Origin of the sequence: Streptomyces sp. NPDC020917 (assembly GCF_044333795.1) — a bacterium.
Lineage (GTDB): Bacteria > Actinomycetota > Actinomycetes > Streptomycetales > Streptomycetaceae > Actinacidiphila.
In genome coordinates this window covers 112,254-127,430 of sequence record NZ_JBIRRR010000009.1, presented here as the reverse complement: position 1 = coordinate 127,430, position 15,177 = coordinate 112,254, and the positions used below count along the sequence as shown (strand labels likewise).

Here is a 15,177-nt window from a genome sequence, read left to right as displayed (position 1 = left end):
CCTCGTAGTGGGAACGAGGGGGGCGGGTATGGACGTGACGGTGGAACAGGCGGCGCGGCAGATCACAGCGGAGGTCGTCGCCCGGGCGCCGGAGGGCTGGACGGAGTGCGTGCTGCGGGGGAGTGGCAGCCGGGGGAGCGTCGGCCTGTTCGGCGGCGGGTATGTGGTGCCGAGCCGTCCGGGCCACTTCTTCGGGCTGCCGTTCCCGGGCCAGGCCCTTGCCTCACTGGCGTCCTGGTTCCGGGACGTCCACGGCTGGGAGTCCATCGTCCTGCAGGTGACCTGCCGCCCCTCGGGCGCCTTCGACCTGGTGGTGTTCCGGGGCACGCTGGAGCCCGGCGCCGGCCCCGAGGACGGGTGGACGCTGACCGTCGATCCCGGCGTTCAGCCGCCCGAACCGGGAGCGGCCGGCGTCGCGGAACCGTCCGGGCTGGGCCAGGCCGGGGACGCGGCGGAGGCGGTCGAGCATCTGCGGGCCGTACTCCGGCAGCACGCCGAACGCTACGGCGCGGAACCGGAGATGGCGGCGCCCGCCACCGAGGCCCAGCTCGCCGCCGCCGAGCGCCGCCTCGGCCGGCCGCTGCCCGCGGACCTTGCGGCGCTCTACCTGGAGGCGGACGGGGACGGCCACAGCGAGGCGCTGGCCGGGTACGGCTGGCTCCCGCTCGACGAGGCCCTGGCCGAGCGCGACGACTACATCGGCGTCCCGACCTGGTTCGGCTGGAACCTCGGCTGGAACCAGGTGATCTTCGACGCCGAACCGCCGAACACGGTGCGCCGCTGCTCGGGGCATCCCGGCTGGCTTCCCTTCGCCACCTGGTCCGACGGCAACTATTTCGCCGTGGACCTCGCGCCGGCTGCGGACGGCCGCCCCGGGCAGGTGATCGAGGTGGGCCGCGACTTCAACGACGGCCCGCGCTACGTCGCTTCCTCCGTCACGGCATGGCTCGGCCAGGCCCTCGGCCGGCCCGATCCGCACGCCGCGCAGCCGTCCGGGGACCGCCCGCGCCAGTTGGTGATCTCAGCCCTGGACGAGCCGCTCACGGCGGCCGTCCAGGCGATCCATCTCAATGACGCCCCGTCACCTGTCGACCTCGCTCCGCTCTCCGCCACCCCGCGCCTGCGGCGCCTGCACCTCAACCGCTGTGCCACCACCGACCTGTCCCCGGTGGCAGCGCTCCCCGTGGAGGACCTGGCCGTCGACCTCGCAGGCGGGGCCGACCTCGTCCCGCTCGCCGGCCACCCGCACCTCGCCGCGCTCACCGTCGGCTCCCCGACCCCGATCGACCTCGCCCCGTTGCGCGCCCTTCCCGCGCTGCGCTCCCTCGACCTGTCCCGTTGCCCCACGCCGGACCTGGCGCTCCTGGCCGATCTCCCCGGCCTGCGCTACCTCGCCCTGTCCGCCGCCCAGTGGAAAGCCCTGATCGCCGCCGGCCGCCTCCCCGTCCGCCTTGCCGCCGCCCGCCTGGCCGGAGCCCCGTCCCTCACCGACGCCCTCGAACTGCTGGCCGCCCTCGGCGTCGACACCTCCACCGCCTACCACCTCTCCGGCACCGTCGAGGACGCCGCCTGACGCCGGGCCGAGCGTGTCCGCACGATCACCGTGTGCGCAGCCGGTCCAATGCCGCCTGGCTGTCGCCGTCCGCGGCGCGGCAGATCATCAGCCGCTGGTCGGAGTCCTGAAGGGGCATGAGCACTTCGACGTGCACGGCGATCTCCCCGGCGTCGGGATGCCGTATCACCTTGTGCCCACGCCCGTTGGTCCTGACGTCGCGCTCGGCCCACAGGCGGGCGAACTGCTCGTTGTGGGCGATGCACTGGGCGATGAGGTCGTTCAGCACCGGGTCTTCCGGATGTGCGGCCCACGCGGCGCGCAGGTGGGCGATCCCCTCCCGCACGACGCGCTCGCGGTCGGCGTAGTACTCGCGGATCTCCGGGTGGATCAGGCACAGCCACATCGCGTTGCGCTGCCGGGGAGGCAGGGTGCCGAAGTCGACGAGCAGCCTCGCCATGTCGGGATTCCAGGCCAGGATGTCGTAGCGGTGGTTCATCAGCATGGCCGGCAGCGGTGACAGGGCGGCGACCAGCCCGGCCAGCGGCGGTGCCGCCGTGGTGGCGGGCTCGGCGGGGGTGCGGGGACGCTGCTGGGCGAGGTCGTAGAGGTACATGCGCTCGCCGGACGTCAGGCGCAGGGCCTGGGCCAGGGCTTCGACCACGTCGGCCGAGGGCCGCAGCGGGCGGGCCTGCTCCAGCCGGACGAGGTAGTCGATGCTGATCCCGGCCAGTTCCGCGACCTCTTCGCGGCGCAGTCCCGGGGTGCGCCGGGCCTGCCGGCGCGCGGGCAGGCCGACGTCACCCGGGTCGAGGCGCTCGCGTCGGGTGCGCAGGAACGCGGCCAGCTCCCGGGTCGGGTCCACGGTGGGGGTCGTCACCTTCCGTCCAACAGGCCGGGTAGGAGTGGTGTTCCCAGGAAGAGTCCTCCCTTCCCCGGGTCCGCAGGCGGCCGCAGGCTGAGCGCCGAACCGGATCACGAGCACAGGAGAACACCATGGCGCTGACCCTCGACACCTACCGGCCGCTGGGCCGCTCGGGGCTGCTGGTCTCACCGCTGGCGCTGGGCGCGGCGACCTTCGGCACCGAGTGGGGCTGGGGCGCCGAGCGCGAGGAGGCGCGCAGGCTGTTCGACCGCTACACCGAGCTCGGCGGCAACTTCTTCGACACCGCCAGCACCTACACCAACGGCAGCTCGGAGCGGATGCTCGGCGAGTTCGCCCGCGGCAACCGCGACCGACTCGTGCTGGCGACGAAGTACTCGACGCTGCGCCGGCCCGGTGACCCCAACTCCGGGGGCGCGCACCGCAAGAGCATGCTGGCGTCGGTGGAGGCCAGCCTGCGGCAGCTGGACACCGACCACATCGATCTGCTCTATCTGAACATCTGGGACTTCAGGACGCCGGTGGAGGAGATCCTGCGCGGACTGGACGACCTGGTGAGGCAGGGCAAGGTGCTGTACGTCGCGGTCTCCAGCGCCCCGGCCTGGCAGGTGTCGCGCATGCAGGCGATCGCCGACCTGCGCGGCTGGTCACCGCTGGTCGCCCTGGAGATCGAGTACAGCCTGATCGAGCGGACCGGGGAACGTGACCTGATCCCCATGGCACGCGCGATGGGACTGGGCGTGGTCCCCTTCTCCCCGCTGGGCGGCGGGGTGCTCACCGGCAAGTACGGCCGGGAGGACCTGAACCCGGCGGGCCCCGTCGCCGGCGAGACCGCCGGCAGCCGCAGGAGCCTCAACGCCGCGCTGGGAATGGTCACCGAACGCACCCTCGCCGTCGCCGACGCGGTGAAGGAGGTGGCCGCCGAACTGGGCCGCACGCCCGCCCAGGTCGCACTGGCCTGGACGGTGAACGCCCCGGGCGTGACGGCACCCATCATCGGCGCCCGCACCGTTGCGCAACTGGACGACAACCTGGGCGCCCTTGAGGTCGACCTCACCCCCTCCCAGCTGGCCCGCCTCGACGAGGTCAGCGCCATCGACCTCGGCAACCCGCACGGCCTGCTCGCCGGCGACCACATCCGCGCGGTCACCACGGGCGGCATGAAGATCAAAGCCCGCCGCTGATCCGCCGGCGGGTCGGGGCTGACGCGCGGCGTCCGGCCGGGCGAGGCCGGCCGGACGCCACAATTCAGGGTCAGGCGGACGGGGTCCACTGCTGCGCGGCCGTGCCGTTGCAGTCGTAGATCTGCAGCTGCGTCCAGTCGGCGGTGGAGCTCCCCGGGTCGTCCAGGCACCGCCCCGACTGCGGGTTGACCAGCGAGGAGTTGGGGCCGGTCACCCAGCGCTGCGCGCCGGTGCCGTTGCACTGCCAGAGCTGGACCTTGGTCCCGTTCGCGGTCCCGCTGCCGCTCACGTCGAGGCAGCCGCCCAGCGCCCGCAGCGTGCCGCCCGCGCCGGGAGCGTACGTCCACCGCTGCGCGTCCGTGCCGTTGCAGCCGTACAGCTGCACGGGCGTGCCGTCGGCGGTGCCGGAGCTCCGCACGTCGGCGCACTTGCCGGCGATCCCCGAACGGAGCGCCACGTTCTGCACCTGGCCGGAGGACGCGAGAGCGGACTCCACGAGCGAGGCCGCCGCCCTCATCCCGGCCTCGTCGGGATGGTAGGCGGAACGTCCCGCGGCCGGACGGTACGTCTCCACCCACGGGTTCGCGGCGCACGCGTCGTGGCCGCGGCTGGCCGCGGCCAGGTCGACCAGGGTCGCCCCGGTGGCGGCTGCCGCGGTGGCGGTCGCGTCCGCCAGGCGGGAGGCGATGCTGCGCTCGAACGCCGCCTGGTCACCGGTCAGCGGGACGTTGGTGCACACCCCCGAATCCGGCAGGATGGTGAAGTAGTCGACCAGGTAGACGTGCGCCTGCGGCGCCGTGCCGTGGACCGCGTTGACGATGTTCTCGATCCGGCCGGCCAGCGCGGGGAAGGTCTGGTCGATGGAGTTCTGGTCCACACTGCCGCAGTTGGTACCGCCGCCGGTCTGGCAGGAGTAGGCGTTGATACTGCCCAGGTAGTCGACGTCGTTGCCGCCGATGGTGACCGTGACCACGCGGGTCGTGGAGGTCACGGCCTGCACCTGGGGCGGCTGGCCGGACTGGCTGTCCGTCAGCACGTTCGCGGTGGTCGCGCCGCTGCACGAGGCGTCCGTCAGGTTCGCCCCGGTCTCGCGGGCCACGATGCTGGCGTAGTTGCCGGCCGACCTGGCGCACGCCGCGGCTCCGCTGCCCGTCTGCGCCGGCGGGATGCCCGGCCCGGCCGCGAACGAGCTGCCCATCGCGACGTAGTCGAGCCCCGAGGCGGCGACGGCCGCGGCACGGGGCTCGGATGGTGCGGGTGCTGCTGTCCGTGCCCAGGCGGGCGCGGCCGTGGCTGCGGCCAACGCCGCGGCGGCGGCCACGACCACGCGCGCCGCCCGCCGGGCGGGTAAACGGTTCTTCGAGTGCGGACCTGGCATCGGGTACCTCTCACAAGGGTGGGGGCACGGTGTGAGCGTGGGACCGTACCGGGCGGCCTGACAACGCTGTCGGAGCGGACCCTAACCGGCGATGCGGCCCAGGCCAAGGGTGCGTACGCGCCATCCGCCAGGTGGCGAAGCCGGCACCGCTCGCGCGTTCTTGACGCCGAACGGCGTGGCCGGCCGGGCGTTCTCAGCCGGCGGCCGCGTCGCCGGGCGTCGCGTCGCCGGCCGTCGCCGTCACGGGCGGGACTGGCGAATGATCGCCTGGCAGCCGCGCAGGAACGAGCCGGCCGCGGCTGCGGGGTCGCCGAGGTAGCCGGCGACCATGGCGCCGTCCCGCAGCACCATCAGATCGTCGGCGACGGCTGCCGGCGCCGGCAGCCCGAGCGGTGCGATGAGCTGCTCGAACGTCTTCGTCCACCAGCTCCGGTGCGCGTCGATGACCTGGCGCACGGGGCTGGTGGGATCGGGGTATTCGGCAGCGGCGTTGATGAAGGGGCAGCCGCGGAAGCCCGGACTGCACGCCACGGTGTCGAGCGCCTCCGAGATCAGCCGCAGCGTCGTGTCGACGTCGCCGCCGGCCTGGGCGATCGCGCTGGTGACCCCCTCGCGCTCGAGGGCGGCGCGCCCCTCCAGGTAGGTCACGACCAGATCGTCCTTGGTCCTGAAGTGCCGGTAGAAGGTCACCTTCGTGGTGCCGACCCGCTCGATGATCTTGTCCGCACTCACGGCCCGCACGCCGTGCGCATAGAAGAGATCAGTGGCTGCCTCGATCAGGCGCTCTCTCACCGGCACGTTCACGGTGGTCATAGTACGGGTCCCCACTTCCACTTGCGTCGAGTCGCCTTCGTGTGGCACCGTTCCTCCCAGGTAGAGTTACTAGTTAGTCTACATCGATCTCGAAGGGTTCTGCCATGCGTCTCTCCCGCCGCGCCGCGCTCACCGGCGCCGCCGCCTTCGCCCTCTTCGGCGCCGCCATCGTTCCCGGGGTGGCGATGGCGTCCGACGGCCACTCGAAGCCGTCCCAGCAGGCCGAGCAGCCGAAGCCGACCGTCGTCCTGGTCCACGGCGCGTGGGCGGATTCGTCCAGTTGGGATGCGGTGATGACACGGCTGCGCGCCGACGGCTATCCGGTGCGTGCCATCTCCGACCCGCTGCAGGGGCTCACCAGCGACTCGGCGTACGTCTCCAGCTATCTGTCCACCATCACGGGTCCGGTGGTCCTGGTCGGCCACTCCTACGGTGGCGCCGTGATCACCAACGCCGCGGCCTCCGACCCCCAGGTCAAGTCCCTGGTCTACATCGCCGGCTTCATCCCCGTGAAGGGCGAGTCGGTCGGTGATCTCGCCGCCAGGTCTCCGCAGTTGCCCCTGATCTACACCGCGGTCCCGGGCGGTACCGAGGCATCCATCGATCCGGCGCACTTCCGGGAGACCTTCGCCGGCGACGTCGATGCCGACACCGCGGCCAACATGGCGGCGGCCCAGCGGCCGGCCAACATCAAGGCGATCACGGACCCGAGCGCCGACGAAGCCTTCCGCACCATCCCCTCCTGGGACCTGATCACCCGTGACGACCACGCCATCGCTCCCGACGCGCAGCGCTTCATGGCCGCGCGGGCCAATGCCCACGTCACCGAGGTGAACGCCTCCCACGCGGTGATGGTCAGCCGTCCCGACGCCGTCACCAAGATCATCGAGCAGGCCGCGCGCTGAGCCCAGGGCCGCACCAGCGGCCCTGCCTCCACCCGTTGTTCCCTACCTCTCAAGGAGAATCAGTCATGACCATCCAGTCCGTCGACGTCCTGTACACCGCCGTTGCCACCGCGGAGAACGGCCGTGACGGCCGGGTCGCCACCGATGACGGCAAGTTGGACGTCGTCGTCAACACGCCCAAGGAGCTCGGCGGCAGCGGCGCCGGCACCAACCCCGAGCAGCTCTTCGCCGCCGGGTACAGCGCCTGCTTCCAGAGCGCGCTGGGCGTCGTCGCGCGGCAGGCCGGCACCGACATCACCGGCTCCCTGGTGACCGCGCGCGTCGGCCTCGGCAAGACCGCCGAGGGCGGTTTCGGCATCGCCGTCCAGCTCCTCGTGTCGATCCCGGCCGTGGACGACGCCATCGCGAGGGACCTGGTGAACAAGGCCCACCAGGTGTGCCCCTACTCCAACGCCACCCGCGGCAACATCTCCGTCGAGCTGGTCGTCGTCTGAGGCGGCCCGTCCGCATGAGCGGCCGTGGCGTCGCCTGATGGCGCCGAGACGCTGACGAAGCGGGCCTGTGGCCATGACGAACGGTCATGGCCACGGGCCCGCCTCATAAGTCAGTGCCTAGTTGCCGTCGGCGGCGGCCTCCTGCTGGATGCGCCCGAACTGCGCGGCCATCGCCTCGGCGAGCGCCTGGGCGGCCGACAGCGGACGGACCATCACGGTGAACTCGTCGATCCTGCCGTCCTCGTCGAGGTGGAGGAAGTCGCAGCCCTGGATCTGCTTGCCGTCGACCGTCGCGGTGAAGACGAGGGCGTGGTCGCGGCCGTCACGGCCGGCGAGCTCCCGTTCGTACCTGAAGTTCTCGAAGACCCTGAGCACCGCGCGCAGGATCGCGGCGGTGACGGGCTTTCCCGCGTAGGGCCGGAAGGCGACCGGGCTGGTGAAGACCACGTCGTCAGCCAGCAGTGCCGTCGCGGCATCGATGTCACGGGCTTCCACGGCATCCCGGAACGCGCGCATCGGGCCACCTCCTCGAAGATCGACGAACCTGGTGGGAAGGCCGAAGGTATCAACTGGCAGGACACGGTGAGCTGCTCGCCGCTGGGATCCCTGGTGTATAGTGAGCGCTACATACAATCGCCCGGTGGCGGGCGTGCCGGACAGCCGGAGGAGTGAGTTCGTCATGGGCATGAGCAAGCTCGGCCGCGTCGGCCTCGACGTCATGGGCCCCTTCACCCCGCAGGCGTCGTCATGACGACGCCGATGACTCCCGACCTCTCCGGCCGGCGCGCCGTGGTGACCGGTGCCGCGAGCGGCATCGGCGCGGCGGTGGCGGAACAGCTCGCGGGCCTGGGCGCCCACGTGGTGGTGTGCGACGTCGACGAGGCCGGTGCCACGCGCACCGCCGAGCGGATCGGCGGCGAGGCGCTCGTCATGAATCTGAGCCAAACCGCCGAGCTCGCCGATCTGCGGCTGGACGCGGACATCCTCGTCAACAACGCCGGGGTGCAACACGTCTCTCCGATCGAGCAGTTCAGCCCCGAGCGGTTCGCCTTCGTCCTGAGACTGATGCTGGAGGCCCCGTTCCTGCTCACGCGCGCCGTCCTCCCCGGCATGTACGAGCGCGGCTGGGGCCGCGTCATCCACATGTCCAGCGCGCACGGAATCCGCGCCAGCGCGTACAAGTCCGCCTACGTCAGCGCGAAGCACGGCCTCGAAGGGCTGTCGAAGGTCATCGCGCTGGAGGGGGCGGCCCACGGCGTCACCAGCAACTGCGTGTGCCCCGGCTACGTCCGCACCCCTCTGGTGGAGAAGCAGCTCGCGGATCAGGCGGCGGTCCACGGCCTCAGCGAGGACGAGGTGGTCTCGGACGTCCTGCTGGCGCGGTCGGCGGTGAAGCGGCTCATCGAGCCCGACGAGGTCGCCGGGGCGGTCGCCTACCTGTGCTCGCCCCAGGCCGCCTCCGTCACCGGCACCCGGCTCGTCCTCGACGGCGGATGGTCCGCCTCCTGACCGCCGGGCCCGCCGCCGACCGGCGGGCGTGCCGCGCGCCCTATCATTGACGGGTGGTGAAGGAAACGAGATCTGCAGCGACCGGTGTCGCCCCCAGCAGCCGCGACGCCATCCTGGACGCCGCTCGGGCCCTGATCACCAGTCGAGGGTATGACGGCATGGCCATCTCGGACCTGACCGCCAAGTCAGGGCTGCCGGCCAGTTCGATCTACTACCACTTCGGGAACAAGCTCGGCGTCCTGGCGGGGCTGCTCGACCGCACCTTCGAGGAGATGCACGCCTCGTTCCCGAACCCGTCGTCGTTCGACGACCACGAGCCGCTCGAGCGCTTCGAGGCATGGCTCTCCACGGCGTGCAAGTCCCTCGACCAGCGGCCGGAGTACCTCCGCATCCTGCTGGCCATCAGCGTCGGCCCGCACAAGGACACCGAGCCGGTGCGGAACACCGTGCGCCGTATCCGCGACTACGCCCACGCCTCGTGGGTGGACGCCCTCACCCCCGTCCTCGCGCCGGACGGCGGCGAAGCGGGCGAAGCCGTCGTCGACCGGATCGCCGTGCTCGGGCGGGCCATGACCGACGGACTGTCGGTGGCCAACAGCTTCGACGGCGTGACGTACAGCTCGCAGGTCGCCGGCTTCGTCTCCCTGATCCGCGGTCTCGCGGAACAGCGGGACCGCGGTCAGGGCGACGGCTCCTGACGCCGGAGCCCGCCGCGGGGGTGGGTGCACTCCGTGCGCCAGTCAGACGTTCGTGGCGGTGGCCGCGGCGAGGTCGAGGGCGATGTCGGTGACCATGTCCTCCTGCCCGCCGACCATCTTGCGTCGGCCGGCCTCGACGAGGATCGCCCGGGTGTCGATGCCGTATCGGCGGGCGGCGGCCTCGGCGTGCCGCAGGAAGCTGGAGTACACGCCGGCGTAGCCGAGCGTGAGCGTCTCGCGGTCCACGCGCACCTCCCTGTCCTGGAGGGGGCGCACGACGTCGTCGGCGGCGTCCATCAGGGGAAACAGATCGCAGCCGTGCTCCAGGCCCATCAGGTCGGCGACGGCGACGAACGCCTCCAGCGGGCAGTTGCCGGCCCCGGCGCCCTGCCCCGCGAGGGAGGCGTCGACACGCACGGCGCCGTTCTCGACGGCGACGACCGAATTGGCCACGCCCAGCCCGAGGTTGTGGTGGGCGTGGATGCCGAGTTCGGTTTCCGGGTCGAGGATGTCGCGGTAGGCGCGGAAGCGGTCGCGTACCCCGTCCATGGTGAGGCGGCCGCCAGAGTCGGTGACGTAGATGCACGTGGCGCCGTAGGACTCCATCAGCTTGGCCTGGCGGGCGAGTTCGGCCGGTTCGGCCATGTGCGACATCATCAGGAAGCCCGCCACGTCCAGGCCCGACTCGCGTGCGGCGGAGATGTGCTGGGCCGATATGTCGGCCTCGGTGCAGTGGGTGGCCACCCGGACCGACCGGATGCCGAGCGCTTGCGCCTGCTTCAGGTCGTGCAGGGTGCCGATGCCGGGCAGCAGCAGCGTGGTGGGCACGGCACGGGTGAGGGAGTCGCAGACGGCCTCGATCCACTCCCAGTCGGTGTGGGCGCCGACGCCGTAGGTGATGCTGGAGCCGGACAGGCCGTCGCCGTGGGCGATCTCGATCGCGGCGACCCCGGCGGCATCCAGGGCGGTGGCGATGGTGCGGGCCTGCTCGACGGTGTAGCGGTGCCGAACGGCGTGCATGCCGTCCCGCAGCGTCACGTCCTGGACGTAGAGGGACGTCATCGGGCGGTCACCTTCCTGGAGTGGTGCGCGGCCAGGCGTTCGGCGGTGCGCAGTGCGGCCGAGGTCATGATGTCGAGGTTGCCGGCGTAGGCGGGCAGGTAGTGGGCGGCGCCCTCCACTTCGAGGAACACCGACACCTTGGTGGCCCTGGCGGCCTTGCCGGAGCGGGCGGCGGCCGGGAGGAGCGTGTTGAGGGGATCGTCGGCGGGGACGCGGTCGAACTGCACCTTCTGCTTGAGGCGGTAGCCCGGCACGTACGTCTGGACGCGCGTGACCATGTCCTCCACCGAGGCGGCGACCGCGGTGTCGTCGCAGTCGCCGACCAGGCAGTACACGGTGTCCCGCATGATCAGCGGGGGCTCGGCCGGATTGAGGACGATGATCGCCTTGCCCCGGGCCGCACCGCCGACCTTCTCGATCGCCGCCGACGTCGTCTCGGTGAACTCGTCGATGTTGGCCCGCGTGCCGGGGCCCGCCGAGCGTGAGGAGATCGAGGCGACGATCTCCCCGTAGTGCACCGGTGTCACGGCGGCGACCGCGGCGACGACCGGGATGGTGGCCTGGCCTCCGCAGGTGACCATGTTGACGTTCCCGGCGTCCAGGTGTGCCTCGCCGTTGACCGGCGGCACCACGTACGGACCGAGTGCGGCGGGGGTCAGGTCGACGACCGTGCGTCCCAGCGCGCGCAGGACCTCGTCGTGGTGCCGGTGGGCGCCGGCGGAGGTGGCGTCGAAGACGAGGGACACGTCCGCGAACTCGTCCATTCCCACCAGCCCTTCGACGCCCTCGTGGGTGGTGGCGACCTTCAGCCTGCGGGCGCGGGCCAGGCCGTCCGACTCCGGGTCGATGCCGGCCATGGCGGCGATCTCCAGCGACTCCGACAGCCGCAGGATCTTGATCATCAGGTCGGTGCCGATGTTGCCGGATCCGATGACGGCGACCTTCGTGGTCATGCTCCGGTTCCTTCCGTGGTGGAGGGCGCGAACGCGGTGGTGACCATGCCGAGGCCGTCGATGCGGGCGGTGAACTCGTCGCCCTCGGCCGCGACCGCCATCGGGCCGAGCGCGCCGGTCAGGACGACGTCCCCGGCCCGCAACGGGTCGCCCAGGCCGCTGAGGGTGGAGGCCAGCCAGAGGGCGGCGGTCAGCGGGCTGCCCAGACAGTCGGCGCCCGTTCCCCGCGAGGCCGTCTCGCCGTTCTTCGTCAGGGTCATCTGGACGGCGCGCAGGTCCACCCGGTCCAGCGGCACCGGCGTGCCGCCCAGGACGAACAGCCCGCTGGAGGCGTTGTCGGCCACGGTGTCGACGATGGAGATGTCCCAGCCGGCGACGCGGCTGTCGACGATCTCCAGCGCGGGCAGGGCGAACGCGGTGGCCCGCAGCAGATCGGCCGCGGTCGGTTCCCGGTGCGGAAGATCAGCGCCCAGCACCAGGGCGACCTCCGCCTCCACCTTGGGCTGCAGCAGCCGTCCGGGGGCGATCGGCCGGCCCTCGGGAACCGCCATGTCGGCGAACAGGACGCCGAAGTCGGGCTGGCCGACCCCGAGTTGACGCTGCACGGCGGGCGAGGTCAGACCGATCTTGCGGCCCACCGGACGTCGGCCCTCGGCCAGCGCGCGCTCGACGTACAGGCGCTGCACCGCGTAGGCCGCCTCGACGTCCGACTCGGGCAGGAGCGCGCGCACCGGGGGGCACGGCCTTCCGGTGCGCGCGGCCTCCGCGAGCACGTCCGCGGCCTTGGCCACGGCATCGGCGGCCCCGTGGGCGCTCATGGGCGTCCGCCGTCCGCAGCGGCGCGATGGTACGGAACAGACATGGCAGTGACCTCCGGGAAGGGCGCCGCGGGGCCGCGGCAGAGGCGGATGGCCGCTGAGGGCCGTTCCCACAGGTATAGGAGTGCCGCCCGGCGTACGGCAAAATATGTTCCATGACACGGAACAGCAGTCAGGGCAACATGCTCGACAAGGCGGTGACCGTACTCGACTGCTACCAGCCGGACGGCGGTACGTTCCGTCTCACGGAAATCGCCTCCCGTACGGGGCTGGCCAAGACGACCGCGTTCCGTCTCTGCGCCGACCTGGTCCGTCTGGGCCTGCTCGACCGCGACGGCGACAGCTACCGGCTCGGCGGCAAGCTGTTCGAGCTGGGTTCGCTGGTGCCGCGCCGGCTGCATCTGCGGGAGGCCGCCCTGCCCTTCCTCCAGGACCTGTTCGAGGCCACGCACGAGACCGTGCACCTCGGGATCCGCGACGGGCACGAGGTGGCCTACGTCGAGCGGATCCACGGCCACCAGGCGCTGGCGCTGCCCTCCCGGATCGGGGGCCGGCTGCCCCTGACGTGCACGGGCGTGGGCAAGGCCCTGCTGGCCTTCTCCGGTGAGGAGTTGATCGAGGAGGTGCTGGCCCGGCCGCTGCCGCAGCTGACCCCGCATTCGGTCACCGATGCGGCCCGGCTGCGTACCGCCATCGAGAAGGTCCAGGTGTCCGGCCTCGCCTACGAGGAGCAGGAGTCCGCCCTCGGCGTGTGCTGCATCGCCTCGCCGGTCTTCGAGGGGTCGACGGCGGTGGCTGCTCTGTCGGTGGCCGTACCGCGCGACCGCTTCCGGGCGGCCCAACTGGCGCCGGCAGTACGGACCGCGGCGCTCGGCCTGTCCCGCGCCCTAGGCTCCGGCACCTGACCGGCCGCCCGCCCCGCCCGGATACTCAGGCGCTGCGGGCCTTGAGGATGCCGTCCACGCCGTCCAGGAAGGTCTCGGAGATCAGTTTCGGGTCGAAGAGGCACCCTGCCGCCATGGCCCCGTCGCGGAGCATGACCAGGTGGCGGCCGTCCGCGTCGGCGGGCGCGTCGCCGGTCTGCGCCAGCAGGTCCGTGACCGTGTTCAGGAACCAGTCCCGGTGCGCCATGACGGCCTGGTGGACCGGGTGGGAGGCGTCGGGATACTCGGCGACCGCGTTGAGGAACGCGCATCCGCGGAAACCGGGGGACTGGATGCCCTCGGTGATGGACCGGGCGACCGCCCGGACCTGGTCGGCTGCCGACTGCCCACTTTCCAGGGCGGTGGCGACCTGCCCCCGGATGCCCTGGTCGGCCAGCCCGAGATAGGCGAGGACGAGATCCTCCTTGCCCGAGAAGTGCCGGTACAGCGTGGCCCGGGTGACCTGCGCCTCCGCGACGATCCGGTCGATGCCGACGGAGTGGATCCCCTCGGCGTAGAAGATCCGGGTCGCGGTGTTGAGCAGCCGCGCTCGCGCCTCGGAGACGTTGCCGCCTTCTGTTCTCGGACTCATGGTCCCGAGGTTAGCAAATGGCAGAACGTTCGGTCTCTACCCTGGCGGCGCCGGATCGCCGCTCCATCCGCGGTCGGCTCAGCGAAACACCGATGCGGCATGTGCGTGGAGGAGTGCCTCCACCGCGCGCAGGAAGTCCTCGCCGGCCGCTACGGGGTCGGACAGGCAGCCGGCGACCATGGCGCCGTCGCACAGCATGACGAACTGACGGGCCGCCGCTTCGGCGGGCGTTTCCCGGATCCTGGCCAGCAGTTGAGCAACGGTGTCGAGGAGCCATCGGCGGTGGGCGACTACCGCCGGGTGCGCCGGGTGACCGGGGCCGGGACGCTCGGCTGCCGCATGGAGGAAAAGGCTCCCCCGAGAGCCGGGAGACCGGATGTCCGCGGCGATGGATCTGCTGAGGGCGCGGATGGTGTCGGCCGCGGGGAGCCCGGCGGCGGCGGCCTCGCGCGCCAGGGCGCGCTCGGCGCGGTGGGCCTCGTCCAGGGAGGCAAGGACGGGATCCTCCCCGGGCAGCGCGGACCGCGCTGCGGACGGTTCGGTACGGGATTCGCTGCACACCATGGTAGGAATTTAGCGGAGAGAACGTTCTGTCCGCACAGGGGTGCGCGGTTCCGCCGGTGACGGGGCGGCGGGTCCCCCGGCCGTGCGCGAGCTGTAGCCAAGGCCCACTCGGAGTCGTAGAGTGAACGCTACATACACAGTCCGACCTTCCGCGTACGGCAGCCCGGCCATCCGGCCCCAGGAGGTTCGTGTGAGCAGTTCTCCGATCGACGTGGTCCGTACCGCGGTGCTCGTCATCGACATGCAGAACGACTTCGTGGAGGAGGGCGCGCCGCTGGAGTTCCCGGAAGGGCGGCGCGTGATCCCCGCGATCCAGAAGCTCCTGGACGCCGCCCGCAGCCGGGGATTGGCGGTCGTCTACGCCGCGCACGTCCACCGTCCCGGCGGGGCCGACATGGGGATCCATCGCGACCTGTACCCGCCGGTGGCGGCGGGGGAGGCCCTGGTCGACGGCGAGCGCGGGGTGGAGATCCATCCCGCACTCGCGCCGCGTCCGGGCGAACCGGTGATCAAGAAGCACCGGTACAACTCCTTCTACGCCACCGACCTGGAGATCATCCTGCGCGGGCTCGGCGTGGACACGGTGGTCCTCACCGGGATGACGACCGAGTGCTGCGTGCTCGGAACGGCCCGCGGCGCCCTGGAACGGGGGTTCCGCTCCCTGGTGGTCAAGGACGCCTGCGCGTCCTGTGACTATCCGGACCTCGGGGCGGGCCCGATGCCCGCCGCCGAGATGCACCAGGCCGCGCTGCGGGTGATGTCCCTGACCTCGTCCCGGCTGGTCGGCACCGACGAGTTCCTCTCGTGGCTGCCGTGAGCGGCGCCCCCACGTACGATCCCTTGAGGAGG

17 protein-coding genes are annotated in these 15,177 nt (G+C 71.9%); 8 read left to right on the top strand and 9 right to left on the bottom strand.

Annotation, left to right across the window (positions count from 1 at the left end):
- Positions 1-28 precede the first annotated feature (28 nt).
- Complete coding sequence (locus ACH4TG_RS20925; protein WP_398243893.1) at positions 29-1,573, top strand: SMI1/KNR4 family protein; 1,545 nt, start codon at positions 29-31, stop codon at positions 1,571-1,573.
- A gap of 25 nt (positions 1,574-1,598) precedes the next feature.
- On the opposite strand, the gene ACH4TG_RS20920 is transcribed toward ACH4TG_RS20925, so the two are convergent.
- Positions 1,599-2,432, bottom strand: coding sequence for a helix-turn-helix domain-containing protein (locus ACH4TG_RS20920; protein WP_398243892.1), 834 nt, complete (start codon positions 2,430-2,432; stop codon positions 1,599-1,601).
- Positions 2,433-2,548: 116 nt separating this feature from the next.
- On the opposite strand from ACH4TG_RS20920, the gene ACH4TG_RS20915 reads away from it, so the two are divergent.
- Positions 2,549-3,619 carry an aldo/keto reductase gene (locus ACH4TG_RS20915; protein WP_398243891.1) on the top strand — a complete coding sequence of 357 codons (1,071 nt, stop codon included), beginning with the start codon at positions 2,549-2,551 and terminating at the stop codon, positions 3,617-3,619.
- Positions 3,620-3,689: 70 nt separating this feature from the next.
- Here ACH4TG_RS20915 and ACH4TG_RS20910 read toward each other — a convergent pair whose 3' ends face one another.
- A complete protein-coding gene (locus ACH4TG_RS20910) occupies positions 3,690-4,946 on the bottom strand; it encodes a ricin-type beta-trefoil lectin domain protein (protein WP_398243890.1) in 1,257 nt (418 codons plus the stop codon).
- 291 nt (positions 4,947-5,237) lie between these two features.
- Positions 5,238-5,801, bottom strand: a complete 564-nt coding sequence (locus ACH4TG_RS20905; RefSeq protein WP_398243889.1) for a TetR/AcrR family transcriptional regulator — start codon at positions 5,799-5,801, stop codon at positions 5,238-5,240.
- Between the two features lie 113 nt (positions 5,802-5,914).
- Between ACH4TG_RS20905 and ACH4TG_RS20900 the strand changes: the two genes are divergently transcribed.
- Both ACH4TG_RS20900 and ACH4TG_RS20895 read left to right on the top strand, forming a co-directional pair.
- A complete protein-coding gene (locus tag ACH4TG_RS20900) occupies positions 5,915-6,715 on the top strand; it encodes an alpha/beta fold hydrolase (protein WP_398243888.1) in 801 nt (266 codons plus the stop codon).
- Between the two features lie 65 nt (positions 6,716-6,780).
- A complete protein-coding gene (locus tag ACH4TG_RS20895; protein WP_398243887.1) occupies positions 6,781-7,209 on the top strand; it encodes an organic hydroperoxide resistance protein in 429 nt (142 codons plus the stop codon).
- Positions 7,210-7,326: 117 nt separating this feature from the next.
- Here ACH4TG_RS20895 and ACH4TG_RS20890 read toward each other — a convergent pair whose 3' ends face one another.
- A complete protein-coding gene (locus ACH4TG_RS20890; RefSeq protein WP_398243886.1) occupies positions 7,327-7,725 on the bottom strand; it encodes a nuclear transport factor 2 family protein in 399 nt (132 codons plus the stop codon).
- A gap of 231 nt (positions 7,726-7,956) precedes the next feature.
- On the opposite strand from ACH4TG_RS20890, the gene ACH4TG_RS20885 reads away from it, so the two are divergent.
- Together ACH4TG_RS20885 and ACH4TG_RS20880 are read left to right on the top strand one after the other, a co-directional pair.
- Positions 7,957-8,718 carry a 3-hydroxybutyrate dehydrogenase gene (locus tag ACH4TG_RS20885; protein WP_398243885.1) on the top strand — a complete coding sequence of 254 codons (762 nt, stop codon included), beginning with the start codon at positions 7,957-7,959 and terminating at the stop codon, positions 8,716-8,718.
- Positions 8,719-8,876: 158 nt separating this feature from the next.
- Positions 8,877-9,416: a TetR/AcrR family transcriptional regulator gene (locus ACH4TG_RS20880; protein ID WP_398243884.1), complete on the top strand. Its 540-nt coding sequence runs from the start codon at positions 8,877-8,879 to the stop codon at positions 9,414-9,416.
- Positions 9,417-9,458: 42 nt separating this feature from the next.
- Here ACH4TG_RS20880 and dmpG read toward each other — a convergent pair whose 3' ends face one another.
- Genes dmpG through ACH4TG_RS20865 form a run of 3 tightly spaced genes read right to left on the bottom strand, consistent with a single transcriptional unit; the run spans position 9,459 to position 12,249 of the window.
- Positions 9,459-10,478, bottom strand: coding sequence for a 4-hydroxy-2-oxovalerate aldolase (dmpG, locus tag ACH4TG_RS20875; RefSeq protein ID WP_398243883.1), 1,020 nt, complete (start codon positions 10,476-10,478; stop codon positions 9,459-9,461).
- Complete coding sequence (locus ACH4TG_RS20870) at positions 10,475-11,431, bottom strand: acetaldehyde dehydrogenase (acetylating) (RefSeq protein ID WP_398243882.1); 957 nt, start codon at positions 11,429-11,431, stop codon at positions 10,475-10,477. The genes dmpG and ACH4TG_RS20870 overlap by 4 nt, the downstream gene beginning before the upstream one ends.
- Complete coding sequence (locus ACH4TG_RS20865; RefSeq protein WP_398243881.1) at positions 11,428-12,249, bottom strand: 2-keto-4-pentenoate hydratase; 822 nt, start codon at positions 12,247-12,249, stop codon at positions 11,428-11,430. The genes ACH4TG_RS20870 and ACH4TG_RS20865 overlap by 4 nt, the downstream gene beginning before the upstream one ends.
- 182 nt (positions 12,250-12,431) lie before the next feature.
- On the opposite strand from ACH4TG_RS20865, the gene ACH4TG_RS20860 reads away from it, so the two are divergent.
- Positions 12,432-13,154 (top strand): IclR family transcriptional regulator, encoded by a 723-nt coding sequence (locus ACH4TG_RS20860; protein WP_398244056.1) that lies wholly within the window; start codon positions 12,432-12,434, stop codon positions 13,152-13,154.
- Positions 13,155-13,179: 25 nt separating this feature from the next.
- Here ACH4TG_RS20860 and ACH4TG_RS20855 read toward each other — a convergent pair whose 3' ends face one another.
- The gene (locus tag ACH4TG_RS20855) at positions 13,180-13,764 is read right to left on the bottom strand and encodes a TetR/AcrR family transcriptional regulator (RefSeq protein ID WP_398243880.1); all 585 of its coding nucleotides are present in this window, start codon (positions 13,762-13,764) and stop codon (positions 13,180-13,182) included.
- Positions 13,765-13,842: 78 nt separating this feature from the next.
- Positions 13,843-14,328: a TetR family transcriptional regulator gene (locus tag ACH4TG_RS20850; protein WP_398243879.1), complete on the bottom strand. Its 486-nt coding sequence runs from the start codon at positions 14,326-14,328 to the stop codon at positions 13,843-13,845.
- Between the two features lie 190 nt (positions 14,329-14,518).
- On the opposite strand from ACH4TG_RS20850, the gene ACH4TG_RS20845 reads away from it, so the two are divergent.
- On the top strand, positions 14,519-15,145 hold the full coding sequence (locus tag ACH4TG_RS20845; protein WP_398243878.1) for a cysteine hydrolase family protein: 627 nt from the start codon (positions 14,519-14,521) through the stop codon (positions 15,143-15,145).
- Positions 15,146-15,177 lie beyond the last annotated feature (32 nt).

Bases quoted from the DNA above. Each gene is read 5' to 3' on its own strand.
- ACH4TG_RS20850 (WP_398243879.1), bottom strand. From the start codon at position 14,328: ATGGTGTGCAGCGAATCCCGTACCGAACCGTCCGCAGCGCGGTCCGCG.
- dmpG (WP_398243883.1), bottom strand. From the start codon at position 10,478: ATGACGTCCCTCTACGTCCAGGACGTGACGCTGCGGGACGGCATGCAC.
- ACH4TG_RS20860 (WP_398244056.1), top strand. From the start codon at position 12,432: ATGCTCGACAAGGCGGTGACCGTACTCGACTGCTACCAGCCGGACGGC.
- ACH4TG_RS20895 (WP_398243887.1), top strand. From the start codon at position 6,781: ATGACCATCCAGTCCGTCGACGTCCTGTACACCGCCGTTGCCACCGCG.
- ACH4TG_RS20890 (WP_398243886.1), bottom strand. From the start codon at position 7,725: ATGCGCGCGTTCCGGGATGCCGTGGAAGCCCGTGACATCGATGCCGCG.
- ACH4TG_RS20925 (WP_398243893.1), top strand. From the start codon at position 29: ATGGACGTGACGGTGGAACAGGCGGCGCGGCAGATCACAGCGGAGGTC.
- ACH4TG_RS20900 (WP_398243888.1), top strand. From the start codon at position 5,915: ATGCGTCTCTCCCGCCGCGCCGCGCTCACCGGCGCCGCCGCCTTCGCC.
- ACH4TG_RS20915 (WP_398243891.1), top strand. From the start codon at position 2,549: ATGGCGCTGACCCTCGACACCTACCGGCCGCTGGGCCGCTCGGGGCTG.
- ACH4TG_RS20855 (WP_398243880.1), bottom strand. From the start codon at position 13,764: ATGAGTCCGAGAACAGAAGGCGGCAACGTCTCCGAGGCGCGAGCGCGG.
- ACH4TG_RS20885 (WP_398243885.1), top strand. From the start codon at position 7,957: ATGACGACGCCGATGACTCCCGACCTCTCCGGCCGGCGCGCCGTGGTG.
- ACH4TG_RS20865 (WP_398243881.1), bottom strand. From the start codon at position 12,249: ATGAGCGCCCACGGGGCCGCCGATGCCGTGGCCAAGGCCGCGGACGTG.
- ACH4TG_RS20870 (WP_398243882.1), bottom strand. From the start codon at position 11,431: ATGACCACGAAGGTCGCCGTCATCGGATCCGGCAACATCGGCACCGAC.
- ACH4TG_RS20880 (WP_398243884.1), top strand. From the start codon at position 8,877: ATGGCCATCTCGGACCTGACCGCCAAGTCAGGGCTGCCGGCCAGTTCG.